The following is a 22,838-nucleotide window of genomic DNA, read 5'->3' as shown; positions in this document are numbered from 1 at the left end:
CGGTCCGCGCGGGAGCGCCTATTTAGCTGCTCTCGGCGCGCTCGCCAAGCGGCGTCGGGCCTGGGGTCGTCTCTGACCCACCGGCGGGGGCGGCGGGGGCTCCGGCGGCTCGTCGTCATAGAAGCCCTCGTCCCCCTCATAGGGCGGCGGGGCGGCCTCGTGGGCGTGCAGGAACGGGGCGCTGTCGGCATAGGCGATGGGCAGTTCCGGCAGATCGCTCATGGTCCGCTCGGCGCGCTCGTGGCGCGGATGGATCAGTTCGCCGGTCTCGGCATAGGCCGCGGTCAGGCGGGCCCAGTCGGCGGCCTGGTAGGCGAAGGCCTGACCCTCGGGGTCCAGGTCGCTCCAGTCGGCCTCCTGCGGGGCGCCGACCCCGCGCGCCATCCAGACCCGGGCCTCGTCCGGCTGGCCGGCGGCGAAGGCCACCCGCGCCATCAGGCCGGCGATGCGGGCGGTGACCGGTTCGGCCTCCAGGGTCTTGGCCGCCTCGCGGGCGCGGGCCGGGGTCCCGCCGATCAGGGCCTGCTCGACGAACAGGATGCGGCTCTCCCGGGCGTCGGGATTGAGCCGGGCCAGATCGCTGAGCCGCTCGGCCCTCTGGCGGGGGGTCTCGCTGGTCTTCAGGTCGCGATAGGCCAGCCACAGGGCCGGGTGCGGCGCCACCTTCCAGGCCGACTCGATCACCTGGGCGGCGCGGTTGGCCTTGCCCTCGGCGGCCAGCAGGCGGGCGGCCATCACCACGCCGGGCGCGAAGCCGGGCTGCAGCTTGGCGGCCTCCACGGCGTAGTCCGCAGCCTGGCTGCGGGCCTTGGGGTCCAGGGAGGTCTCGAGCTGGGCGGCCGAGGCGGCCAGCAGGGCGGCGCGGGCCCGCTCGGCGACGATGGGGGAGACGATCTTGCGGTCCAGGGCGGTCTTCACCAGGTCCAGCGCCCCGTCCCAGTCACCGGCCTCCAGCCGCGCCTCCAGCAGGGCGCGCCAGGCCCAGCGGGCGGTGCGGCCCTGGCCGAAGGCCTGCTCGGCGTGGCGCAGGGCGCCGGCCTTGTCGCCTTGGGCCAGCGCCAGCTGCATCAGACCCTTGTGGCCGGCCAGCCGCATCTCGGGGAAGCCCAGCATGGCCGAATAGGCGGCCTGGGCGGCGATGGCGTCGCCGGCGGCCTCGGCGGCCTGGGCCGCCAGCACCCGGACCAGGCCCGGCGCCTCGTCGGCCAGGTCGGCGGCCTTCAGGGCCAGGCGGCGGGCCTCCGAACCGTCGCCGGCGGCGGCGGCCAGGAAGCCGCGGGTCAGGGCCTCGTTGGCCTGGCGGCGGCGGGCGTCGGCCCGGGCCCGCTCAGCCCGGCGCGGCGCCTCCATCACCCACAGGAGCAGCCGCCAGCCGATCATGGCCCCCAGCGCGCCCATCAGGGTGATCAGCACCATGGCCGCGGCGGTCATGTCGGCCCGCCAGCCCAGCCAGACGATGCTGGCGTGGCCAGGCTCGCCGGTGACGGCCAGGATGGCGGTGGCCGTCGCCACCACCAGGAAGATGACGATGGCGGTGCGGATCATGCCCCGCTCCGGGCCAGCCGGGCGAGGTCCTCCAGGGCCTGGACGCGGACCGCCGAGACGCGGCGGTCGATGTCGGCCCGGTTCTCGGCGGCGGCGCGCCAAGGGGCGATGGCGTCGCGGCCGCCGGGCGGCAGGCCGTCCAGGGTCTTCAGGGCGTGGTCGAGGTCGCCCTCCTCCACCTGGCGTTCGGCCCGGGCCAGCAGGGCGTCGATCCCCGTCCCGGGCACGTCGCCCACCTGGCGCAGGGTGACCACGCGGGACAGGGCGGCGGCCAGGCGGGCGCCGAGGCCGGCCCCTTCGCCCGGCGCGCGGGCGGCGCCGGCGGCGCGGGCGGCGTAGTCGGGGAAACTGGCGGCCAGGGCCGCGCGGCTAGGGGCGCCGCGCTCGGCGATCCGGCGCAGGGCGCGCAGCTCGGCGGAGGGGGGCGAGACCGCGTCGAGGGCGGCCAGCTCCTCGGCGAAGGGACGGGAGGTCTGGGCCGCCTCCATCAGGGCCGCGGCGGCGAGCGCCGAGGCCGCGGCCTCGGCGGTGCGCGACTGCTCGGCCTCCAGGGCGTCGATCCGCTCGGTGAGGCGGATCACCGCCTCGGAGGTCGGCGGCGCCGGGGTCTCGGCGGCCAGGGGCAGGGCGGCCTCGGCCGGGGCGGGGCCGCTGGCGGGCGCGGCGCCGGGGGCGACGGCCGGGGCGCTGGCCGGCGCCGGCGGCTTGACCGGGAAGAGCTGGGGTCCGAATCGGGAGATGCCGAAACCGGCGAGGATGCACAGCACCCCGAAGGCGATCAGGGCCCAGAACCCGGGTCCCATAAGCCTGGAGCGGCCATAGGAGGCGGGATCCCGGGGGGCCGAAAGTTCGACGGGGTCCGGAGCTATGCTCATGATCTAACGGTCTATCAGATTAAGCAGCGCCGCTTCGAGAGGAAAGGGCGCGAACACCTTGGCCGAAAGCTTGGCGCGCGTAAGCGGCTTCATCACCGCCTTGGACAGGCACAGCGCCCGCAGCTGCGGCAGCGGGTGGTCCTTGAGCAGGTCGGCCAGCACCTTGGCGGCCTTGGGCGAGTGCAGTAGGGCCGCGTCCAGGCTGGGCAGGACCTCCAGCACCTCGGGGGTCAGCTCCGCCGGACCGGTGTCGTAGAGGATCAGGCGCCGCGCCTCGATCCCGTGCTTCTCCAGGGCGCTCACCAGGTCGCCGGCCGGCTCGGCGGCGCCCGGATGCAGGACGCAGCCCTTGAGGTCGCGCTTGCGCGCGGCGATCCCCTCGGCCAGGGCCTCGACGTCGCCATCGGCCGACAGCACGTTCTTGAACCCGGCGGCGCGGACCGCCTGGGCGGTGGCCGAACCCACGGCGAACACCCGCAGGGATCGCTCCGGGGTGGCCTCGATGAAGGCGCGCACCCCGTTGGCGCTGGTGAAGGCCAGGGCGCAGACGCCGGTCAGGTCGATCTCCACGCCCGCGACAGGGCGCACCTCCAGCAGGGGCGCGACAAACGCCTCGTGGCCCAGGGCGCGCACGCGGGCGGCGGTGGCGTCGGCGCCCGGCTGGGCGCGGGTGATCCAGATCTTACGGCTGCTCATCGTCCGCATACGGTTGAGCGAAGCTTGGCCTTAACGCAACCCTGGGCGGTCATCATGTCGCGTGCAGGGCGAGCAGGTCGCCGCCCTCCTCGAGCACCTGGGCGCCCAGGGCCAGACCCAGCTCGCGGGCGACGGCCACGTGGTCGCCGGCCAGGACGGCCTCGCCCTCGCGGCGGAAGCGGTGGATCCCGTCAGGCGACAGGGCCTCGACGATCAGGTGGATGCGGTCCCCCAGCAGCCGGGCATGGGCGCCGATGGCGGTCTTGCAGGACCCCTCCAGGGCGGCCAGGGCCCCGCGCTCGGCGGCCACGGCGACGGTGGTGCTGGCGTGGCGCACGGCGTCGAGCCAGGCCAGGCCGATGTCGGCCTCGCGGGTCTCGATGGCGAGCGCCCCCTGGCCCGGGGCCGGCGGAACCTCGAGGGGATCGATCAGGCTCTTGGGCAGGTGGCCCAGGCCCAGGCGGTTGAGGCCCGACATGGCCAGCAGGATGGCGTCGGCGTCCCCGGCCTGCAGCTTGGCCAGGCGGGTGTCGACATTGCCCCGCAGCATCTGGACGTCGAGGTCCGGACGGCGGTGCAGGGACTGGGCCTGGCGGCGGAGGGAGGCGGTGCCCAGGCGCGCGCCCTGCGGCAGGTCCTCCAGGCGGTCGGCCTTCAGGGACAGAAAGGCGTCGCGGGGGTCTTCCCGCTCGGGAATGGCGGCGATGGTCAGGCCCTCGGGGCAGACCGCCGGCATGTCCTTCAGCGAATGGATGGCGCAGTCGATGCGGCCCTCCAGCATCGCCTCCTCGATCTCCTTGGTGAACAGGCCCTTGCCGCCGATCTCCAGCAGGCGGCGGTCCTGGACCCGGTCGCCGGTGGTGGTGATGATGATCAGGGGCGCAACGCGCTCGGCGTCCTCGGGGGGCGCCCCGAGGGCCGCGGCGATACGGCGTTGCATCATGCCGGCCTGGGCCAGCGAAAGCTTGGAGCCGCGGGCTCCGATCCGGACAGGTTGCGTGGACACGGCGGGAGGGCTACCTCGGCGGGGACTGAGCCGTTGGCTACAGGACGGAACCCCAAGCCGCAACGCAGATGACCGACCTTACCCTCCTGGGCCTCGAAACAAGCTGCGACGAAACCGCCGCCTCCGTGGTCCGGCGGTCCGCCGACGGCCGCGTGCAGGTGCTGTCCTCCGTCATCGCCAGCCAGATCGCCGCCCACGCCCCCTATGGCGGGGTGGTGCCCGAGATCGCCGCCCGGGCCCACGTGGAGTCCATCGACGCCATCGCCGCCCAGGCCATGGCCGAGGCCGGCGTGACCTATGGCGACCTCTCCGGGGTGGCGGCCACCGCCGGCCCCGGCCTGGTCGGCGGGGTTATGGTGGGCCTGGCCTTCGGCAAGGCCGTGGCGCTGGCCCGCGGCCTGCCGCTGATCGCGGTCAATCACCTGGAGGGCCACGCGGTCTCCGCCCGGCTGGCCGCCGACATTCCCTATCCCTTCCTGCTGCTGCTGGTCTCCGGGGGCCACTGCCAGCTCCTGGCGGTGGAGGGGGTCGGGGCCTGCACGCGCCTGGGCTCCACCATCGACGACGCCGCCGGCGAGGCCTTCGACAAGATCGCCAAGAGCCTGGGCCTGCCCTATCCGGGCGGGCCGGCCCTGGAAAAGCTGGCCGAGGGGGGCGATCCCACCGCCTTCACCCTGCCCCGCGCCCTGCTGGGGCGGCAGGGCTGCGACTTCTCCTTCTCCGGCCTGAAGACCGCCGCCGCGCGCCTGGCCGAGACCGTCACCAACGAGGTCGAGCGGAAGAACCTGGCCGCCTGCGTCCAGACCGCCATCGCCCGCCAGCTGTCAGACCGCACCGACCGGGCCATGGTCGCCTACGCCCTGACCCGTGAGGGCCGCGACCTGCGCTTCGTCGTCGCCGGCGGGGTGGCGGCCAACGGGGCGGTGCGGGCCAGGCTGCAGGAGACCGCCCGGGCGCGGGGCTTCTCCTTCGACGCCCCCCCGCTCGCCTACTGCACCGACAACGCCGCCATGATCGCCCTGGCCGGCGCCGAGCGCCTGGCGCTGGGCATGACCGATCCCCTGGACGCGCCCGCGCGGCCCCGTTGGCCCCTGGACGCCGCCGCGGCGTTATCCAATCCCACCCACGCATTCGGCCGCAAGGGCGCCAAGGCATGAGCATGAAGACGGCAGGGGTGATCGGCGGCGGCGCCTGGGGCACGGCGCTGGCCCTGGTCTGCGGCCGGGCCGGCCTGACCACCACGCTCTGGGCGCGCGAGCCCGAGGTGGTCGAGGCGATCCGCACCCAGGGGGAGAACAGCGTCTTTCTGCCCGGGATCAAGCTGGAGCCCGCCTTCGCCGCCACCGGCGACCTGGCCGACCTGGCCGCCTGCGACCTGATCCTCAACGTCACCCCGGCCCAGCACCTGCGGGCCAGTCTGAAGGCCTTCGCCCCCCACGCCCGGCCCGGCGTCCCGATCCTGCTCTGCGCCAAGGGGGTGGAGCAGGGCACCCTGAAACTGATGACCGAGGTCCTGGCCGAGACCCTGCCCCAGGCCGCCCCCGCCGTGCTGTCGGGGCCGAGCTTCGCCGGCGAGGTGGCCCGCGGCCTGCCCACCGCCGTGACCCTGGCCTGTCCCGACGAGGCCCTGGGCCGCGCCCTGGCCGAGGCCATCGCCAGCCCCCTGTTCCGCCCCTATGTGGCCACCGACATGGTGGGCGCGGAGATCGGCGGCTCGGTGAAGAACGTCCTGGCCATCGCCTGCGGGATCGTCGAGGGCCGTGGCCTGGGACGCAGCGCCCACGCCGCCCTGATCACCCGCGGCTTCGCCGAACTGACCCGACTGGCCGTCGCCCTGGGCGGCCGGGCCGAGACCGTCGCCGGCCTCTGCGGCCTGGGGGACCTGGTGCTCACCTGCTCCAGCGCCCAGTCGCGCAACAACCGCATCGGCCTGGCGCTCGGCCAGGGGATGAGCCTGGAGGCGGCCCTGGCCAGCCTCGGCGGCGCGGTGGCCGAGGGCGTGGCCTCGGCCCCGGCGGTGCGCGACCTCGCCGCCAAGTCCGGGGTCGAGATGCCCATCTCCGACGCCGTCGCCGCCATCCTGGCGGGCGAGGCCGATCTCGACACGGCCATCGCCGGCCTGCTTTCCCGACCCCTCAAGGCTGAACGCTAAGGAAGTCCCATGGCCCTCTTCGTCCTGATCTGCCTCGACAAGCCCGACTCCCTGGACCTGCGCATGGCCACCCGCCCGGCCCACCTGGCCTATGCCGGGACCTTCAGCGACGTGGTGAAGCTGGGCGGGCCGATCCTGGACGACAAGGGCGACATGGCCGGCTCCCTGCTGGTGATGGAGGGCGAGAGCGCCGAGGTGGCCCGCGCCTTCAACCGCGACGACCCCTACACCCTGGCCGGCCTGTTCCAGAGCGTGCAGGTCCTGCCCTTCCGCGCCAGCATCGGAAACCTGTGACCCGGGACGGCGGGGACAATCCGGCCCGGCCGCCGGCCGGCGTCCGGCTCTGCGCCCTGGCCGACCTGGCCGATCCCGGGGCCAAGGGGTTCCGCTTCCGCCAGGACCAATCGCTGTTCGCCGCCTTCCTGGTGCGCCAGGGGGACCAGGTGACCGGCTATGTCGATTCCTGCCCGCACAACGGCTGGCCCCTGGCGGTGATGGACGACCGCTACCTGACCCGGGAGGGCGACCGGATCATCTGCTCGGCCCACGGCGCCATGTTCCGTCCCGCCGACGGTCTCTGCGTGGCCGGCCCCTGCGCCGACGACCACCTGCGCCCCTGGCCGGTGACCGTGGCGGACGGCGACATCTTCACCGCCTGACTCTTCCTTAACCCGCGGGCGCTAAGCCAGCGGGGCTGAGACTTGAGGAGCCTGCCATGGCCGACGCCCTTCGCGCCCTTGCGACCATGAACCACCGGTTCGCCCCGCAGTTCGCCAAGACCATGCTGGCCACGCCGCGCGCCGACGAGGACGCCGCCGCCTTCGCCCGCCACTGCGAGGCCAAGGGCTTCGAGTTCACCGAGGGCTGGGCCGACCAGAACATCCCCTTCGTCTCCCCCCTGCTGCGGGACTTCGCCGCCCAGCGCGGATCGATCCGCTACATGGAGATCGGCGCCTATGAGGGGCGCAACCTGGCCTTCATGGACTGGCTGCTGCCGGCCAGGCTGGACGTCACGGTGATCGATCCCTGGTTCGACGAGGACCTGAATCCGGAAGAGAAGTACCACGCCGTCGAGCCGCGCTTCGCCCGCAACACCGCCAAGCTCGGCTTCTCCAGCCTCACCACCCACAAGGGCTTCTCCACCTACGAGCTGCCCAAGATGCTGGAGCGGGGCGAGGCCTACGACCTGATCTATATCGACGGCTCCCACACCGCCTGGGCCGTCGGGGTGGACCTGGCCTTCTGCGCGGCCCTGCTGGAGGTCGGCGGCATGATGGTGCTGGACGACTACTGGCATCACGAGAGCGAAATCGGCGGGCCGGGCGTGAAGCAGGCGGTGGATCGCTTCCACGGAGTCTTCCACCGCTACTTTGATATCACCGCGGTCTATCGCCAGGTGGCCTTGACCAAGGTCAAAGAAATCCCGCGCTGATTACTGTCAAGCTTTCCTGAAGGCTTGCTCTGCGGCGTCGCCGCCGGAGTCGCGAACCGACCCTGACTGTTTGGGCGGCGCCTCACGCCATAGTTAATGCAAAATAAAAGAATCCTGGTGGCGCGATCCCCGTTTCGGGTTTATGGCGTCCGACTTGCATTTGCTGCAGTGCACTGTCCCAGGAGAAGACACCACGTGTTGAAGCGCCTCCGTCATCTCTCGCAGCTCCTCTCGAGCCGCCTGCCGCGACGCGACGCGATCCACCTCGTGGGCGTGGAGCTGGGCCTCGCGGCCGCGCTCACCGCCGGCCTCGCCTTCGCCGCGGCCCCGGACGGCCGCAACGCGCGCCTCGCCCGCCTGACCGGCGGCGAGATGTCGGCCCAGGCCTTCGCCCGCCTCACCGCCGGCATGGATCCCGCCATGCTGACCCTGGCCAGCCGCGTCGAACCCCGCATGGGCGGCGCCCTGCAGAAGGTGGACGGGGTGATCAATCCCGACGGCCTGCCGGAAGGCGCCGCGGCCGACGCCGCCGTCATCCGCCTGCAGGACCTCGACCCCGACCAGGCCCGCGCCTGGAACCTGGCCAACCCCACCTCCACCCTGCCCAATCCGGCGGCCCGGCCCTTCAAGCTGAAGACCGGCGGCGTGCTGGACGAGGCCCGCGCCATCGATTGCATGACCGCGGCCATCTATTACGAGGCGGCCTGGGAAAGCCTGGACGGCCAGCGGGCCGTGGCCCAGGTGGTCCTCAACCGCATGCGCCACCCGGCCTTCCCCAAGACCGTCTGCGGCGTGGTCTTCCAGGGCTCCAACCGCACGACCGGCTGCCAGTTCAGCTTCACCTGCGACGGCTCCATGAACCGTCAGCCGCAGGAGGCCGCCTGGCTGCGGGCCCGCAGCGTCGCCTCGGCCGCCCTGAACGGCTATGTGATGAAGAAGGTCGGCACCGCCACCCACTATCACGCCAACTATGTCGCCGCTTACTGGAGCCCGAGCCTGGTCAAGGTCGGCACCATCGGCGCCCACATCTTCTATCGCTGGACCGGCGGCTCGGGCCTGCCCCCCGCCTTCTCCGGCAAGTATCTCGGCACCGAGGCCGAGGGCATGCAGATCGCCGCCCTCGACCGCTACGCCACCACGCCGAAGATCGACGCCACCCTCACCAAGGACGCGGTCGAGGAGGCCCTGCCCGTCGAGGAAGCCGTCCAGACCAAGGCCCCCAAGGCCGCCGACGGCAAGACCCCGGTGGGCGGCCATGAGCCCGTCGCCAAGGCCGAGGAGCTGGTCACCGTGGCCGACGCCGCCAAGGACGCCGGCGCCCTGCTGAAGGCCGAGGATCTCGACTGGACCGGCCAGCCCAAGCGCAAGGGCCCGCCGCGCCTGGCCATGCCCGGCTCGATGTTCTAGGGCCGCGAGCTCCCACTCCTACCGCTCGTCCCGGCGAAGGCCGGGATCCAGGTGAAACCCACTCCGATCTCAGGCGAAGTCGCGGCGTCCAGGCGCCGGCCTGCCTCGTTCGCCGGAGCTGAGCCTGGGTCCCGGCCTTCGCCGGGACGAGCGGTGGGTGGAGATCAGCCCGGCGCGACCTCCGCCGAGAAGGCGTTCACGTCCTCGATCAGGCCCGCCGCGGCGGTCGACACCAGCTCGCCGCCCTTTTCCGGGGTGGCGAGCGCCGGGTCGGAGCCCATGCGGCCGTCCGGATAGCGGGCGCGGAAGTCCAGCGCCTCGCGGATCGGGCCGGTGGGCGCGATCTGGGGGGCGTAGTTGGCGCTCTTGATGTGGTCGGGATAGGCCCACTGGGTCACCGCGATCTCCGAGGGGGTCGCGTGGCTGCCGTGGCCCACCGGGAACTGGCGGTTGGCCACCGCCATCACCCCCCGGAGCTCCCACCAGTTCTTCAGCTTCAGGGAGAATCCGCGCGGGCGGCCGGCGAAGCTGGCCTCGGCGTAGAGCTCGGAGAACGCCGCCTCGATGGTGGCGACGTTGCCGCCGTGGCCGTTGAGGAAATAGATCCTCTCGAACCCGTGGTGGCCGAGCGACCGGCACCAGTCGCCGATGGCGGCGATGAAGGTCGAGGGACGCAGGGAGATGGTGCCCGGGAAGCCCAGATGATGCTGGGCCATGCCGATATTGAAGGTCGGCCCCACCAGGATGTCGCCGGTCTTCTGGGCCTCGTGGGCGATGATCTCCGGACACAGCCAGTCGGTGCCCAGCAGGCCGGTGGGTCCGTGCTGCTCATTGGACCCGATCGGGATCACCACCGTCTTCGAGCGGGTGAGGAAGGTCTCGATCTCGGGCCAGGTGGAGAGGTGCAGCAGCATGGGGCGGTCCTGGGCTGGGAAATGGCGTCCCTTCCCACATAGTCGGTTCCCCAGCCGGCGATAAGCGCCGGCTGGATTCTTTGCCTGTCGCGCTTTCCGGGCGCCGAACCGGTTCGCCTGAAAGCGCTTCAGCGCCTGTGCAGGATCATCGGCAGCCCGCCGCGCGGGCGCATGGTGATCTTCTGGAGGATCTCCACCTGGTGGCCGGGCTTCAGGGCCAGGCTGTAGCGCTGGGCCAGGGTGGCCAGGATCAGCAGGGTCTCGGTGGTGGCCAACGCCGCCCCGATGCAGACCTTGGGCCCGCCGCCGAAGGGCATGTAGGCGAAGCGCGGCCGCTCGACCCCCGGGGCGAAGCGCTCCGGATCGAACCGCCCGGGGTCCTCCCAAAGCGTCTCGTGCCGGTGCTGGATCCAGGGGGCGACGGCGACCATGCCGCCCTTGGGAATCGTCACCCCGCAGATCTCGTCGGCCTCCAGGGCCACGCGGGTGGAGAGGCCCGGCGCGGCCGGATAGATCCGCAGCGCCTCGTCCACCACCATCTTGGCGTAGGGCAGCCTGGCCAGGTCCTCGTGGCCCGGCGTGCGCCCGTCCAGGACCTGGTCGAGCTCGGCGTGCAGCCGGGCCTCCACCTCCGGGTGCTGGGAGAGCAGGTACCAGAGCCAGCACATGGTGGCCGCCGTGGTCTCATGGCCGGCCAGGAAGATGGTCACCACCTGATCGCGGATCTCCTTGGGGCTCATGGCCTGGCCGGTCTCCCCGTCGCGGGCGGCGATCAGCCGGGCCAGCAGGTCCTGCGGCCCGCCCTGCGGATCGGCCTGGCGCTCCGCGATCATCCGGGCGATGGCGGCGTCCAGCTCGGCGAAGATGGTCTCGATCCGCCGCTCCCGGGCCTTGAACCGCATCTCGCCGATCCCCGGCAGCAGGTCGAGGATGTTGAAGTCCAGCTGGTCCATGGCCCGGCTCATCGCCCCGCGCACCACGCCGGCGACATCGGCGCCGTCGGTGGAGAACATGGTCCTGGCGATGATCTGCAGGGTCAGGTCGGTCATGGCCTCGGCCACGTCGATCTCGGCGCCCTCCGGCGCCTGGTCCCAGCGCTGGCGGAAGGCCTCGGCGCAGGCGGCCATGGTGGGGGCGTAGGAGGCCACGCTGGGGGGCGAGAAGGACGGCGCCATGGTCCGCCGGTGGGCCCGCCAGACCTCCCCGTCGGTGGAGAGCAGGCCGTCGCCGAACATGGCCGAGAAGAACCGGCGCTCGCGCTCGGTCTTCGGATAGTTGGCGACATGATCCAGCAGGACGCGCTTCACCCCGGCCGGGTCGCTGACCACGTAGAAGCGCTGGCCGCCCGGGGTGGGGACCTTGAACACCGGGGCCCGGTAGGCCTGCGGCGGGATGGTGGGGAAGGGGTGCTTGCGCAGGGCCTTGTCCAGGCCGAACAGCGGCATGCGGCGCGGCGGCGGATCGGACCCCACCAGCTTCGGCGACATCTCGGCGGCGGTCATGGCGCGCCCTCCCAGGCTCATTTAACGTTGTTAAGCTGAGCCTACCCCGCCGAAGGAGATTTACAACGTTAAATGAATGACAGAATGACGGGCATGGTCTCCCGCGTCCCGTCCAAGGCCCGTCCGCAGCTCAGTCCCGACCTGGTGGTGGAGGCCGCGGCGCGGGTCCTGGAGCGCGAGGGGATCGAGCGCCTGACCATGCGGGCGGTGGCCGCCGAGCTGAACGTCCAGGCGCCGGCCCTCTACTGGCACTTCCCCAGCAAGGACGCCCTGCAGGTGGCGCTCTACGACCACCTGATGGCCGACCTGACCTTCACCCTCGACGGACGGGACTGGCGCGAGGACATCTACAGGATGGCCCAGCAGCTGCGCCGCCACCTGCTGGCCCGGCGCGACGTGGCCAAGCTGCTGCCGCACGGCTTCTTCGTCGGCCCCAACATCATGGCCCAGGCCGAGATGATCCTGGCGATCCTGATGCGGGCGGGCCTGGCGCCCCGGGACGCCGCCTACGCCATGAGCACGGGGTTTTCCTATGTGGTGAGCTGGGCGGTGGGGGAGGCCGAGCTGCGGGCCCGCCAGGCCACCGGCCACGACGGCAACGACGACCTGGCCAAGGCCATGCTGGCCACCGGCGCCTTTCCCCACTTCGCCCAGGTGATGAGCGCCTTCGAACTGGGGGGCGATGTCGACGGCCAGTTCGCCTTCGGCCTCAACTGCCTGATCGCCGGTTTCGAGCAGCTCATTCCGAAACGCTGATTTCTGGCCGAGCCTGTTGCGCCGAGGGGGCGCCCTCCGCATAACTCGCACCCAAGCTATTTAGGGGAGTGTGAACGGTGAGCGAGGGCGAAGTTTTCCCGGTTCCCGCGGCCTGGGCCAAGCGGGCCAAGATGAACGCGCAGACCTATGAGGCGGCGGTCGCCCAGGTCGAGACCGATCCTGACGGCTACTGGACCCAGGTCGCCGGCCGGCTCGACTGGATCAAGCCCTTCACGGTGGTCAAGGACACCTCCTTCCACAAGCACCCCTTCCATATCCGCTGGTACGCCGACGGCGTGCTGAACGTCTCGGTCAACTGCCTGGACCGGCACCTGGAGACCCGCGGCGACCAGGTGGCGATCATCTGGGAGAGCGACGAGGGCGAGCCCTGGGACAACCTCACCTACCGCCAGCTGCACGCCGAAACCTGCCGCATGGCCAATGTGCTGAAGGCCAAGGGCGTCCAGAAGGGGGACCGGGTCACCATCTACCTGCCGATGATCCCCCAGGCCGCCGTGGCCATGCTGGCCTGCGCCCGCATCGGGGCGGTCCATTCGGTGATCTTCGGCGGCTTCTCCCCCGACAGCATCGCCGGCCGCATCCAGGACTGCGACTCGAAGATCGTTATCACCGCCGACGAGGGCCTGCGGGGCGGCAAGATCGTGCCCCTGAAGCGCAATGTCGACGAGGCCCTGGAGCAGTGCCCGGGCGTCACCGACGTCGTCGTGGTGCGCCGGACCCGCGCCGACGTGCCGATGAAGGCCGGCCGCGACGCCTTCTATTCGGACCTCAAGCAGAGCGTCTCCGACACCTGCGAGCCCGAGCCGATGAACGCCGAGGACCCGCTGTTCATCCTCTACACCTCCGGCTCCACGGGGAAGCCCAAGGGGGTGCTGCACACCACCGGCGGCTATCTGGTGTGGGCGGCCCACACCCACGAGCTGGTCTTCGACTACAAGCCCGGCGAGGTCTTCTGGTGCACCGCCGACGTGGGCTGGGTCACCGGCCACAGCTACGTGGTCTACGGACCCCTGGCCAACGCCGCCACCACGGTGATGTTCGAGGGCGTGCCCAACTACCCCACCAATTCCCGCTTCTGGGAGGTGATCGACAAGCACAAGGTCAACACCTTCTACACCGCCCCCACCGCCATCCGCGCCCTGATGCGCGACGGCGACGCCCCGGTCCAGAAGACCTCGCGCAAGTCCCTGCGCCTGCTGGGCACGGTGGGCGAACCGATCAATCCCGAGGCCTGGCTCTGGTACCACCGGGTGGTGGGGGACGGCCGCTGCCCCATCGTCGACACCTATTGGCAGACCGAGACCGGCGCCTGCCTGGCCTCCCCCCTGCCCGGCGCCACGCCGCTGAAGCCCGGCTCCTGCGCCAAGCCCCTGCCGGGGATCAAGTTCGAGCTGGTGGACGCCGAGGGCAAGACCCTGCACGGGGCCACCAGCGGCAACCTGGTGATCACCGACTCCTGGCCCGGCCAGATGCGCACCGTCTATGGCGACCACCAGCGCTTCTTCGACACCTATTTCTCCACCTATGCCGGTAAATATTTCACCGGCGACGGCTGCCGCCGGGACGAGGACGGCTATTACTGGATCACCGGCCGGGTGGACGACGTGATCAACGTCTCCGGCCACCGCCTGGGCACCGCCGAGATCGAGAGCGCCCTGGTGAGCAACGAGAACGTGGCCGAGGCCGCCGTCGTCGGCTTCCCGCACGATATCAAGGGCCAGGGCGTCTACTGCTTCGTCACCCTGAAGGCCGAGGTGGTCCCCACCGACATCCTGCAGGCCGAGCTCAAGGGCTGGGTGCGCCGGGAGATCGGGCCCTTCGCGGCGCCCGACGTGGTGCAGTTCGCGCCCGGCCTGCCCAAGACCCGCTCCGGCAAGATCATGCGCCGCATCCTGCGCAAGATCGCCGAGAACGACCTCTCCAACCTGGGCGACACCTCGACCCTGGCCGACCCGTCGGTGGTGGACGACCTGGTGAAGAACCGCGTCGGAAGCTGAGGGCGGGCGTGCGCCTGGCCCTCGCCCTCGCGGCTCTCCTGGTCCAGGCCTCTCCGGTCTGGGCCTGGGAGCCGCCGGGCCAGGTGCTGGCCGAGCTGACCCGGGGCCAGACCTATGTGGAGGTCCGTCCCGACCCGGACGGCGCCTCGGGCCTGATCCGCGCCGGGGTGGAGATCGCCGCCGCGCCGGAGGTGGTCTGGGCGGTGCTCACCGACTGCGACCTCGCCCCCCGCATGGCGCCCAGCCTCAAGAGCTGCCGGGTGCTGGAGCGCGATCCGGCCGGACGCTGGGACATACGCGAACAGATCGCCCGCCCCGGCCTGATGCCGCGGTTCCGCAGCGTGGTGCGCTCGGACTTCGACCCGCCGAGGCGCCTGCGCTTCAAGCGCACCGGCGGCGACCTGAAGATCCTGGAGGGCGAGTGGCGGCTGATCCCCCTGCGGGGCGGCCAGGCGACCCGCGTGGTCTATGAGAACCGGGCCGCCAGCCCCTATGCGGTCCCGGGCGCCCTCGCCCGCCTGGCCCTGCGCCGCGACGTGCTGATGGCCATGGGCGCCCTGAAGCGGGAGAGTTTGGCGCGGGCGGCCCCGCCGGGCTAAAGCCTTCCCATGAGCCCCGACCTGCCCGCCGCCCTCCGCCTCGCCGCCGACCGCCTGCTGGACGGCGTCCCCCGCAAGGGCCTGGCCGAGCGCTCGGCCAGGATCTCCAGCGGCTATCGCGGCGGCGAGACCTCCAAGGTGGTGGTCACCGACGAGGCCGACGCCATCGCCTATGTGCTCTCGCGCCTGCCGGCCACCTACGCCGCCTGCGCCTATGTCCTGACCGAGGCCGCCCGCATGGCGCCGGACTTCGCCCCGGCCCGCCTGCTGGACGCCGGCGCCGGCCCCGGCGGGGGGAGCTGGGCGGCCCTGGAGACCTGGCCGGGCCTGGCGTCGGCGACCCTGCTGGACTCCAGCCGTCCCTTCCTCGACATGGCCGCCCGGCTCGCCGCCGAGGGTCACGGGGCGCTGAAGGACGCGAAATTCCTTCGCGGCGACCTCACCGCGCCGGCCACGGACTGGCCCCAGGCCGACCTGGTGATCGCCAGCTACGCCCTGGCCGAAATTCCCGCGGCCCGGCAGGCCGAGACCGTCTCGGCCCTGTGGGGCGCCACCGACGGGGTGCTGGCCCTGATCGAGCCTGGAACCCCCGACGGCTATCGCCGCATCCTGGCCGCCCGCGACACCGTGATCGCGGCCGGCGCGGCCCTGCTGGCCCCCTGCCCCCACGCCCGGGCCTGTCCGCTGACCCCGCCCGACTGGTGCCACTTCGTCCAGCGCCTGCCCCGCTCGCGGGACCACAGGCTGGCCAAGGGCGCCGACCTGCCCTTCGAAGACGAAAAATTTATCTATCTTGTCGCCGCCCGGCCCTCGGTGGCGGCCCGCACGCCCACCGCCCGCATCCTGGCCCCGCCGCGCACGGCCAAGCCCGCTATCACCTTCAAGCTCTGCACGCCGGCGGGAACCGCCGAGCTGGCCGACGTCCCCCGCCGCGACAAGGCCGCCTACGCCTGGGCCCGGCGCCTCGACTGGGGCGACGCCCTTCCCTGACGGGAGGGGCCTGTGACAGACTGCGCCATCCGATCCATCACATTGCGCGATCGGTGAATTTTTAGCTTTTTCAAATTCCAGAATGGGAGGGCGACATGCCCGTCAGCCGCGAAATCCACCTCATCGAGCGCCCCAAGGGCCTGCCCACGGTCGACCAGTTCGCGGTCGTCGAAACCCAGGTTCCCGACGCCGCCGACGGCGAGGTGCTGGTGCAGAACCTCTACATGTCGGTGGACCCGGCCATGCGGCCGCGCCTCACCGCCGGTCAGGCCCTGGGCGAGGCCATGATGGGAGGGGCCCTGGGCCGCGTCGTCCAGTCCAAGACCCCCGACTTCGCGGTCGGCGACCTGGTCTCCAACCGCCTGGGCTTCCGCGAATACTTCGTGAGCGACGGCAAGGGCCTCACCAAGCTCACCCCCGATCCGGACCTCTCCCTCACCGTCCACATGCACGCGCTGGGCATGACCGGCTTCACCGCCTATGGCGGCCTGCTGCACATCGGCGCCCTGAAGGACGGTGAACAGGTCTTCGTCTCCACCGCCGGCGGGGCCGTGGGCTCGGTGGCCGCCCAGATCGCCAAGATCAAGGGCTGCTACGTGGTGGGCTCCACCGGCAGCGCCGAGAAGGCCGCCTGGCTGAAGGACGAGGTCGGGCTCGACGCCGTCATCAACTACAAGGACGCCCCGATCCGCGGCCAACTCGAGGCCGCGACCCCCAAGGGCATCGACGTCTATTTCGACAATGTCGGCGGCGACCACCTGGAGGCGGCCCTGCGCCGCATGAACACGCTTGGCCGGATTCCGGTCTGCGGCTTCATCTCCGGCTACAATTCCGGCCACTCCAACGTCTCGAACCTGTCCAACATCATCTATTCGCGGGTGATGCTGCGCGGCTTCGTGGGCACGGACTTCATGCACATGTACGCCGACTTCCAGCGCGACATGGCGGGCTGGCTGAAGGACGGCCGCGTCAAGTACCAGGAGACGGTCCTGGAGGGCGTCGCCAACGCGCCGGCCGCCCTGATCGGCCTGATGGAAGGCCGCAACGCCGGCAAGATGCTGGTGAAGCTGGCCGACTGACGCCGCGGCGCTACGCCGTCTTCGGGAAGGCCACCACCGCGGCGGCCTTCTCGGCCTTCATGGCCGCGCCCTGGGCCTCCAGGGTGCGGCGCAGGGTGGCGACGTGGGGGACGATGAAGTCGATGAAGGCCCGCACCCGCGGGGTGTCCTTCAGTTCCGCCCGGGTCACCACCCAGGCGCTGGCGCTCAGGTCCGGAATCGGCGGCCAGATCTGGATCAGGTCGGGGTCGAGGTCGGCCAGCAGGCAGCCGATGGGCGCGATGCCCAGGCCCGCCTTCACCGCCAGGTTCAGATTGGTCATCGAGTTCGAGGAATGGGCCGGGACCGCGCCGGGGACCTGTTCGAACATCCAGCGGGTGCCGGGCAGGGCCATGCGGCCGCCCTCCCCGCCGATCAGATCGTGCTGGCGCAGCTCCTCCAGGGTTGTGGGCAGGCCACGGCGGGCGGCGTAGTCGCGGCTGCAATAGAGGGCGAACTCGAAATCGGCCAGCTTGCGGGCCACCAGGTCGGACACCGTCAGGGCCTGGCCCGCCCGGATGGCGACGTCGGCCTCGCCGGCCGCCAGGTCGAGGGGCAGGTCGCTGAGGATCAGGTCGACCTTCACGTCGGGATAGAGTTCCCGGAACCCCACCAGGGCCGGGGTGATGGCCAGGTTGGCGAGGATCTCGGTGGAGGTGACCTTCAGGGTCCCGGCCAGGCCGCGCTGGTGGGCGCCGGCCCGGTTGGCGAAGGCCTTGGCCGAGACCTCCATGCGCTCGGCCTCGGCCAGCAGGTCCTCGCCGGCCTCGGTGAGCCGGCTGCCGGCCTGGCCGCGCTCGAACAGTTTCAACCCCAGGGCGGCCTCCAGGGCCTCGATGCGCCGGGCCACCGTGGTCTGGTTGATCTTCAGGGTTCGGGCCGCGGCCAGGGTCGAGCCGCCGCGCGCGACGGCGAGAAAGGCCTTGAGGTCGTTCCAGTCAAACATCGCGCTATTCTGCATTTCCGCAGAACCTTCCTGCAAGACCGCCGATTGCCGACCCGCGTTCGTCGAACTAAACCCCGGCCCCCGCAACCCTGACAAGAACAAGACGCACCGATGAAACTCTTTTGTGACCCGATCTCCACCACCTCGCGCCCCGTGATGCTGTTCGCCGCCGAGGCCGGCATCGCCCTGGAGCGCGAGCATGTGGACCTGATGAGCCACGCCAACCGCGAAGCCGCCTATCTGGCGGTGAACCCCAACGGGGTGGTGCCCTTCCTGGTGGACGGCGATTTCGCGCTGGGCGAATCCTCGGCGATCCTGAAGTACCTGGCCGACAAGGTCGGCTCGCCGGCCTATCCCACCGAGCTCAAGGCCCGCGCCCGGGTCAATGAGGCCCTCGACTGGTTCGCCACCAATTTCCACGAGTACTTCTGCCTGTTCACCGTCTATCCGAGCTTCGGCATCCCGCACGGGGTGGACCCGGACCTCGCCCAGGCCATGGTGGCCTTCGGGACCGAGCACGCCCCGCGCTGGCTGACCGTGCTGGACCGCCACATGCTGGGCGACCGGCCCTTCGTCTGCGGGGCTGAGATCAGCCTGGCCGACTATCTCGGCTCGGCCTTCGTGACCCTGGGCGAGGCCTCGGGCTTCGACTTCAGCCCCTATCCCAACATCCAGGCCTGGATCGCGCGGATGAAGGCCCTGCCGTCCTGGGACGCCACCTATGCCGGCTTCAACGGCTTCGTCTCGGCCCTCGGCCAGGCCCGCGCCGCCTAGCGTCCTTCCCTAGTCCCCCTTCTGAAGACCCGCCGCGGGCGCCGCGGCGGGCGGAGACCCCCATGTCCTTCCTCCAAGCCAAACCCCTGGCCACCCACGACTTCTACGCCCCGATCCACAAGGGCATCCGGCTCGGCCTCTGTCAGATGCTGGCGCGCCTGGGCGCCGCCGACGCCGGCGACGCCGACCTGCCCCAGCTGCTGGCCGACCTGCGCGCCCAGCTGCGCCTGTCGGAGCAGCACCTGGTCCACGAGGACGCGGTGATCCACACCGCCCTGGAGGCCCGCGCGCCCGGCTCCACCTCCCGCCTGGCCCAGGCCCACGAGCATCACCGGGCGACCTTCGAGGACATCGAGACCCTGGCCTGCCGCATCGAACACGCCGAGGGGCCGGCCAGGACGCCCCTGCTGCGGGCGCTCTACCTTCGGTTCTCGCTGTTCTGCGCCGACGACTTCGCCCACATGGCCGAGGAGGAGCAGCTGATGCTGCCGATCCTGCAGAGCCTGTTCTCCGACGCGGAGCTGATGGCCCTGGAGGACGCCATCGTCAGCCAGATCCCGCCCGACGAGATGGTGGCCGTCGCCAGCCTGATGATCCCCGCCGCCACCCGCACCGACCGCATCGGCATGCTCAGCGCCATGCGCGCCAATGCGCCGGCCGAGGCCTTCGGCGCGATCCTGTCGGTGGCCGTCCAGCCCAACATCTCGGCGGCCGACTTCGCCCACCTGAGCGAGGGCCTGGGCCTGGCGGCCTAGGGCCGCAGGAGGAGCCACGAACGGCGCGAACAGGCGTGTCATCCCGGAAGCCGCGTCAGCGTCTGTCCGGGACCCAGACGCGCGGGACCTTCCGGAAGGATCGGTGAGTATGGGTCCCGCACTTCCGCGCTTCGCGCTCCATGCGGGATGACACCCTTGTCTTGTTCATGAGGTTCGTGGTCGATCCTCCAAGCCTCGCCACACCGCACCAGCATGACAATCCCGTAAGCTTCCCTCGCGCGTCGCGGGTGCTAGGTTCGCAGCGACCCAGCCCCTTCGAGACGCCTCCATGTTCCGCTCCTTCGCCTGCGCCGCCGCCCTGAGCCTGGGGCTCGCCGCCACCGCGCCCGCCTTCGCCGCCGACACGGTCCCGCCGATCGCCTACAAGGAGCGGACCCTGGCCAATGGGCTGAAGCTCTACACCTCGCTGGACCGCACGACGCCCAATGTGACGGTGCAGGTCTGGTACGGCGTGGGCTCGAAGGACGACCCCCAGGGCCGATCGGGCTTCGCCCACCTGTTCGAACACATGATGTTCAAGGCCACCAAGGACTTCCCGGCCGAGAGCATCGACCGCTTCACCGAGGACGTGGGCGGGATCAACAACGCCTCGACCTATGACGACTTCACCAACTATTACGAGGTCGTCCCGGCCAACCACCTGGAGCGGCTGATCTGGGTGGAGAGCGAGCGCCTGGGCTCCCTCGTGGTGGACGAGGCCAACTTCAAGTCCGAGCGCGACGTGGTGAAGGAGGAGCTGCGCCAGCGGGTCCTGGCCAGCCCCTATGGCCGGCTGTTTGGCCTCTACCTGCCCCAGGCCAGCTACACGACCCATCCCTACAAGCGCCCCGGGATCGGCTCCATCGAGGAGCTGGACGCCGCCACCATCGACGACGTGCGGGCCTTCCACAACGAATACTACCGCCCCGACAACGCCGCCCTGATCGTGGTGGGCAACTTCGATCCGAAGAAGCTCGACGCCTGGGTCGACAAGTACATGGGCCCGCTGAAGCCCCCGGCCGCGCCGCTGAAGCGGGTCACCGCCGTGGAGCCGCCGCGCAAGGGCCCGGGGATCTTCACCGGCTACGGCCCCAATGTCCCCCTGCCCGCCGTGGCCATCACCTGGCTGGGTCCGCAGGCCTCCAGCCCCGACGCCGCGCCCCTGAAGGTGCTGGACGCCATCCTGTCCTCGGGCAAGTCGTCCAGGCTCTATGACGCCCTGGTCTACGACCAGCAGATCTCGGCCCAGGTCTTCTCCCAGGCCGACCTGCCGCAGCAGCCGGGCCTGTTCGGGGTGGGCTCGATCATGGCCTCGGGCCACACCATCGAGGAGGGCGAGAAGGCCCTGCTGGCTCAGGTGAAGCGCCTGCGCGACGCCCCGCCCACCGCCGCCGAGCTGTCGGAGGCCAAGAACGAGCTGGTGGCCGGCAAGCTTCGCGAGCGCGAGACCATCGACGGCCGCGCCTTCGCCCTGGGCTACGCCCTTCGCACCGAGGGCGACGCCGCCCAGGCCAACAAGGAACTGGCCGAACTCCAGGCCGTCACCGCCGCCGACGTGCAGCGGGTGGCCGCCAAGTACCTGCCGGACGACCGCCGGATGACCATCCGCTACCTGCCCGAGAGCGACCGGCCGAAGGGCGAGGCCGCCACGGTGGCCGCCGCCCCCGTCGTCCCCTCGGTGAAGTATGCCGGCCCGGTCAGCGAACTGGCCCCGGAGGGCCAGCGCGTCGCCCCGCCGCCCCTGGCCGAGCCCGTCAGCCCGGTCCTGCCCAAGCCCGCCGAGAAGACCCTGGCCAACGGCCTGCGGGTGATCGTCGCCCAGTCCACCGAGCTTCCCCTGGTGACCGCCGACCTCACGGTCAAGACCGGCGCCTGGGCCGATCCCAACGGCCTGGCCGGCGTGGCCAACATGACCGCCGGCATGCTGACCGAGGGCACCAAGACCCGCAGCGCCCCGCAGATCGCCCAGCAGACCGAGGCCCTGGGGGCGACCCTGGAGTCCGGCGGCGGCCAGGAGAGCAGCTCCGTCACCCTCAATGTCATGCCGGGCAACCTGGACGCGGCCATGGCGATCATGGCCGACGTGGCCAAGAACCCGGCCTTCGCCAGCGAGGAGCTGGAGCGCCAGCGGGCCCAGACCCTGGACGGCATGTCGGTGGCCTATCAGGAGCCCGGCCAGCTGGCGGCCTTCGCCGCCGGCCCCACCGTCTTCGCCGGCACCGCCTTCGGCCATGTGGCCGGCGGCACCCCGGCCTCGGTGGCCAGGTTCGCCACCGGCGACCTGGTGAAGCTGCACGAGGCCTACTACCGCCCCGACAACGCCATCCTGGTCCTCACCGGCAAGATCACGCCGGCGCAAGGCTTCGCCCTGGCCGAGAAGACCTTCGGGGACTGGAAGAGGCCGGCGGCGCCGACTCCGGCCGCGCCCACCATCACACCGACCGCCAAGCCGCGCGCCATCGCCATCGACCTGCCCGGCACCGGCCAGGCGGCGGTGACGGTGGCCGGGCCCGCCATCCCCCGCAGCGACCCGGCCTACTATCCCGGCATCGTCACCAACACCGTGCTGGGGGGCGGCTATTCGGCCCGGTTGAACCAGGAGATCCGCATCAAGCGCGGCCTCTCCTACGGCGCCAGCTCATCCCTCACCCCGCGGCGGACCACCGGCCTGTTCCGCGCCGCGGCCCAGACCAAGAACGAGTCCGCGCCCCAGGTGCTGGACCTGATCCTGGCCGAGATGAAGGGCCTGAGCTCGACCCCGCCCGGCGCCGACGAGCTGAAGGCCCGCAAGTCGGTGCTGATCGGCGGCTTCGGCCGCGAACTGGAGACCACCGACGGCCTGGCCGACATCCTGGGGAACCTCGCCCTCTACGGCGTGCCGCTCAGCGAGATGAACGCCTATACCGGCAAGGTCGAGGCGGTGACCGGGACCCAGGTGCAGGACTTCGCCAGGACCCGGCTCGATCCGACCAAGGTCAGCGTCATCGTCGCCGGCGACGCCAAGAGCTTCACCGAGGGCCTCAAGGCGCGGCGGCCCGATCTGGAGGTGATCCCGGCCGCCGACCTCGATCTGGACAGCCCCAGCTTGAGGAAAGCTGCTAAAGCCCCCTGATGGGATTTCACTTCGACGCCCTGTCGCTGTTCGGCCTCGCGGCCGTCTGCGCCAGCCTGTTCTGCTACATCATGGAAAGGCGGAGCCCCTGGTGGACCCTGGGCTTCGCCTTCGCCAACTTCGCGGCCTCGTCATACGCCTTCCTGCAGGGCGCCTGGCCCTTCGGGCTGATCGAGATCTTCTGGGGTCTCGCGGCCCTGTGGCGCTGGTGGGACACGCGGCAGGTCCCAAGCTAAATCGTGTCATCCCGGTTTCCACGCAG

General features: G+C 71.4%; 22 protein-coding genes. 15 read left to right on the top strand and 7 right to left on the bottom strand.

The annotated features are described in order from the left end of the window. Positions 1 to 18 precede the first annotated feature (18 nt). Genes AC1RN5_RS16790 through hemC form a run of 4 tightly spaced genes read right to left on the bottom strand, consistent with a single transcriptional unit; the run spans position 19 to position 4,122 of the window. Entirely contained in the window at positions 19 to 1,545 is a 1,527-nt protein-coding gene (locus tag AC1RN5_RS16790; protein ID WP_493042289.1) for a heme biosynthesis protein HemY, read from the bottom strand. After that, positions 1,542 to 2,420 (bottom strand): COG4223 family protein, encoded by an 879-nt coding sequence (locus tag AC1RN5_RS16785; protein WP_493042288.1) that lies wholly within the window; start codon positions 2,418 to 2,420, stop codon positions 1,542 to 1,544. The genes AC1RN5_RS16790 and AC1RN5_RS16785 overlap by 4 nt, the downstream gene beginning before the upstream one ends. Before the next feature lie 3 nt (positions 2,421 to 2,423). Further along, entirely contained in the window at positions 2,424 to 3,116 is a 693-nt protein-coding gene (locus AC1RN5_RS16780; RefSeq protein ID WP_493042287.1) for a uroporphyrinogen-III synthase, read from the bottom strand. A 52-nt stretch (positions 3,117 to 3,168) separates the two neighbouring features. After that, a complete protein-coding gene (gene hemC / locus AC1RN5_RS16775; protein WP_493042286.1) occupies positions 3,169 to 4,122 on the bottom strand; it encodes a hydroxymethylbilane synthase in 954 nt (317 codons plus the stop codon). 68 nt (positions 4,123 to 4,190) lie between these two features. Between hemC and tsaD the strand changes: the two genes are divergently transcribed. The 6 genes from tsaD (at position 4,191) to AC1RN5_RS16745 (ending at position 9,113) form a co-directional block, all read left to right on the top strand. Further along, on the top strand, positions 4,191 to 5,279 hold the full coding sequence (tsaD, locus tag AC1RN5_RS16770) for a tRNA (adenosine(37)-N6)-threonylcarbamoyltransferase complex transferase subunit TsaD (RefSeq protein ID WP_493042285.1): 1,089 nt from the start codon (positions 4,191 to 4,193) through the stop codon (positions 5,277 to 5,279). Continuing rightward, the gene (locus AC1RN5_RS16765) at positions 5,276 to 6,274 is read left to right on the top strand and encodes an NAD(P)H-dependent glycerol-3-phosphate dehydrogenase (RefSeq protein WP_493042284.1); all 999 of its coding nucleotides are present in this window, start codon (positions 5,276 to 5,278) and stop codon (positions 6,272 to 6,274) included. The genes tsaD and AC1RN5_RS16765 overlap by 4 nt, the downstream gene beginning before the upstream one ends. 9 nt (positions 6,275 to 6,283) lie before the next feature. Continuing rightward, positions 6,284 to 6,568: a YciI family protein gene (locus AC1RN5_RS16760; protein WP_493042283.1), complete on the top strand. Its 285-nt coding sequence runs from the start codon at positions 6,284 to 6,286 to the stop codon at positions 6,566 to 6,568. After that, positions 6,565 to 6,933 (top strand): Rieske (2Fe-2S) protein, encoded by a 369-nt coding sequence (locus tag AC1RN5_RS16755; RefSeq protein ID WP_493042282.1) that lies wholly within the window; start codon positions 6,565 to 6,567, stop codon positions 6,931 to 6,933. The genes AC1RN5_RS16760 and AC1RN5_RS16755 overlap by 4 nt, the downstream gene beginning before the upstream one ends. A 56-nt stretch (positions 6,934 to 6,989) precedes the next feature. Next, positions 6,990 to 7,706 (top strand): class I SAM-dependent methyltransferase, encoded by a 717-nt coding sequence (locus tag AC1RN5_RS16750; protein WP_493042281.1) that lies wholly within the window; start codon positions 6,990 to 6,992, stop codon positions 7,704 to 7,706. Positions 7,707 to 7,901: 195 nt separating this feature from the next. Beyond that, positions 7,902 to 9,113, top strand: coding sequence for a cell wall hydrolase (locus AC1RN5_RS16745; protein ID WP_493042280.1), 1,212 nt, complete (start codon positions 7,902 to 7,904; stop codon positions 9,111 to 9,113). A 164-nt stretch (positions 9,114 to 9,277) separates the two neighbouring features. On the opposite strand, the gene AC1RN5_RS16740 is transcribed toward AC1RN5_RS16745, so the two are convergent. Together AC1RN5_RS16740 and AC1RN5_RS16735 are read right to left on the bottom strand one after the other, a co-directional pair. Continuing rightward, a complete protein-coding gene (locus AC1RN5_RS16740) occupies positions 9,278 to 10,027 on the bottom strand; it encodes a creatininase family protein (protein WP_493042279.1) in 750 nt (249 codons plus the stop codon). Between the two features lie 128 nt (positions 10,028 to 10,155). Beyond that, positions 10,156 to 11,529: a cytochrome P450 gene (locus AC1RN5_RS16735; RefSeq protein WP_493042278.1), complete on the bottom strand. Its 1,374-nt coding sequence runs from the start codon at positions 11,527 to 11,529 to the stop codon at positions 10,156 to 10,158. 72 nt (positions 11,530 to 11,601) lie between these two features. On the opposite strand from AC1RN5_RS16735, the gene AC1RN5_RS16730 reads away from it, so the two are divergent. The 5 genes from AC1RN5_RS16730 (at position 11,602) to AC1RN5_RS16710 (ending at position 16,971) form a co-directional block, all read left to right on the top strand. Next, positions 11,602 to 12,285 (top strand): TetR/AcrR family transcriptional regulator, encoded by a 684-nt coding sequence (locus AC1RN5_RS16730; protein ID WP_493042277.1) that lies wholly within the window; start codon positions 11,602 to 11,604, stop codon positions 12,283 to 12,285. 77 nt (positions 12,286 to 12,362) lie between these two features. After that, complete coding sequence (gene acs / locus AC1RN5_RS16725; protein ID WP_493042276.1) at positions 12,363 to 14,303, top strand: acetate--CoA ligase; 1,941 nt, start codon at positions 12,363 to 12,365, stop codon at positions 14,301 to 14,303. Between the two features lie 8 nt (positions 14,304 to 14,311). After that, positions 14,312 to 14,902, top strand: coding sequence for an SRPBCC family protein (locus AC1RN5_RS16720; RefSeq protein WP_493042275.1), 591 nt, complete (start codon positions 14,312 to 14,314; stop codon positions 14,900 to 14,902). A 9-nt stretch (positions 14,903 to 14,911) separates the two neighbouring features. Then, on the top strand, positions 14,912 to 15,892 hold the full coding sequence (locus tag AC1RN5_RS16715) for a small ribosomal subunit Rsm22 family protein (protein WP_493042274.1): 981 nt from the start codon (positions 14,912 to 14,914) through the stop codon (positions 15,890 to 15,892). A 95-nt stretch (positions 15,893 to 15,987) separates the two neighbouring features. Then, on the top strand, positions 15,988 to 16,971 hold the full coding sequence (locus tag AC1RN5_RS16710) for an NADP-dependent oxidoreductase (protein ID WP_493042273.1): 984 nt from the start codon (positions 15,988 to 15,990) through the stop codon (positions 16,969 to 16,971). A gap of 10 nt (positions 16,972 to 16,981) precedes the next feature. Here the strand turns inward: AC1RN5_RS16710 and AC1RN5_RS16705 are convergent, their stop codons facing one another. Beyond that, entirely contained in the window at positions 16,982 to 17,935 is a 954-nt protein-coding gene (locus AC1RN5_RS16705) for a LysR family transcriptional regulator (RefSeq protein ID WP_493042272.1), read from the bottom strand. Positions 17,936 to 18,046: 111 nt separating this feature from the next. Here AC1RN5_RS16705 and AC1RN5_RS16700 point away from each other — a divergent pair, with 111 nt between their 5' ends. From AC1RN5_RS16700 to AC1RN5_RS16685, 4 genes are all read left to right on the top strand, one after another. Next, positions 18,047 to 18,709 carry a glutathione S-transferase family protein gene (locus AC1RN5_RS16700; RefSeq protein WP_493042271.1) on the top strand — a complete coding sequence of 221 codons (663 nt, stop codon included), beginning with the start codon at positions 18,047 to 18,049 and terminating at the stop codon, positions 18,707 to 18,709. A 62-nt stretch (positions 18,710 to 18,771) separates the two neighbouring features. Beyond that, entirely contained in the window at positions 18,772 to 19,464 is a 693-nt protein-coding gene (locus AC1RN5_RS16695) for a hemerythrin domain-containing protein (protein WP_493042270.1), read from the top strand. 289 nt (positions 19,465 to 19,753) lie between these two features. Further along, on the top strand, positions 19,754 to 22,576 hold the full coding sequence (locus AC1RN5_RS16690) for a M16 family metallopeptidase (protein ID WP_493042269.1): 2,823 nt from the start codon (positions 19,754 to 19,756) through the stop codon (positions 22,574 to 22,576). Beyond that, positions 22,576 to 22,812, top strand: a complete 237-nt coding sequence (locus AC1RN5_RS16685) for a hypothetical protein (RefSeq protein WP_493042268.1) — start codon at positions 22,576 to 22,578, stop codon at positions 22,810 to 22,812. Before AC1RN5_RS16690 ends, AC1RN5_RS16685 begins: the two co-directional genes overlap by 1 nt. Positions 22,813 to 22,838: the final 26 nt, after the last annotated feature.

It is taken from the genome of Phenylobacterium sp. GW821-FHT12F10, assembly GCF_058806695.1.
Note: the sequence above shows the minus strand (reverse complement) of the source record. Positions and strands in the feature narration are given on the sequence as shown.

Bases quoted from the DNA above. Each gene is read 5' to 3' on its own strand.
- AC1RN5_RS16790 (WP_493042289.1), bottom strand. From the start codon at position 1,545: ATGATCCGCACCGCCATCGTCATCTTCCTGGTGGTGGCGACGGCCACC.
- AC1RN5_RS16785 (WP_493042288.1), bottom strand. From the start codon at position 2,420: ATGAGCATAGCTCCGGACCCCGTCGAACTTTCGGCCCCCCGGGATCCC.
- AC1RN5_RS16780 (WP_493042287.1), bottom strand. From the start codon at position 3,116: ATGAGCAGCCGTAAGATCTGGATCACCCGCGCCCAGCCGGGCGCCGAC.
- tsaD (WP_493042285.1), top strand. From the start codon at position 4,191: ATGACCGACCTTACCCTCCTGGGCCTCGAAACAAGCTGCGACGAAACC.
- AC1RN5_RS16765 (WP_493042284.1), top strand. From the start codon at position 5,276: ATGAGCATGAAGACGGCAGGGGTGATCGGCGGCGGCGCCTGGGGCACG.
- AC1RN5_RS16760 (WP_493042283.1), top strand. From the start codon at position 6,284: ATGGCCCTCTTCGTCCTGATCTGCCTCGACAAGCCCGACTCCCTGGAC.
- AC1RN5_RS16750 (WP_493042281.1), top strand. From the start codon at position 6,990: ATGGCCGACGCCCTTCGCGCCCTTGCGACCATGAACCACCGGTTCGCC.
- AC1RN5_RS16740 (WP_493042279.1), bottom strand. From the start codon at position 10,027: ATGCTGCTGCACCTCTCCACCTGGCCCGAGATCGAGACCTTCCTCACC.
- AC1RN5_RS16735 (WP_493042278.1), bottom strand. From the start codon at position 11,529: ATGACCGCCGCCGAGATGTCGCCGAAGCTGGTGGGGTCCGATCCGCCG.
- AC1RN5_RS16730 (WP_493042277.1), top strand. From the start codon at position 11,602: ATGAATGACAGAATGACGGGCATGGTCTCCCGCGTCCCGTCCAAGGCC.
- AC1RN5_RS16715 (WP_493042274.1), top strand. From the start codon at position 14,912: ATGAGCCCCGACCTGCCCGCCGCCCTCCGCCTCGCCGCCGACCGCCTG.
- AC1RN5_RS16710 (WP_493042273.1), top strand. From the start codon at position 15,988: ATGCCCGTCAGCCGCGAAATCCACCTCATCGAGCGCCCCAAGGGCCTG.
- AC1RN5_RS16705 (WP_493042272.1), bottom strand. From the start codon at position 17,935: ATGTTTGACTGGAACGACCTCAAGGCCTTTCTCGCCGTCGCGCGCGGC.
- AC1RN5_RS16700 (WP_493042271.1), top strand. From the start codon at position 18,047: ATGAAACTCTTTTGTGACCCGATCTCCACCACCTCGCGCCCCGTGATG.
- AC1RN5_RS16695 (WP_493042270.1), top strand. From the start codon at position 18,772: ATGTCCTTCCTCCAAGCCAAACCCCTGGCCACCCACGACTTCTACGCC.
- AC1RN5_RS16690 (WP_493042269.1), top strand. From the start codon at position 19,754: ATGTTCCGCTCCTTCGCCTGCGCCGCCGCCCTGAGCCTGGGGCTCGCC.
- AC1RN5_RS16685 (WP_493042268.1), top strand. From the start codon at position 22,576: ATGGGATTTCACTTCGACGCCCTGTCGCTGTTCGGCCTCGCGGCCGTC.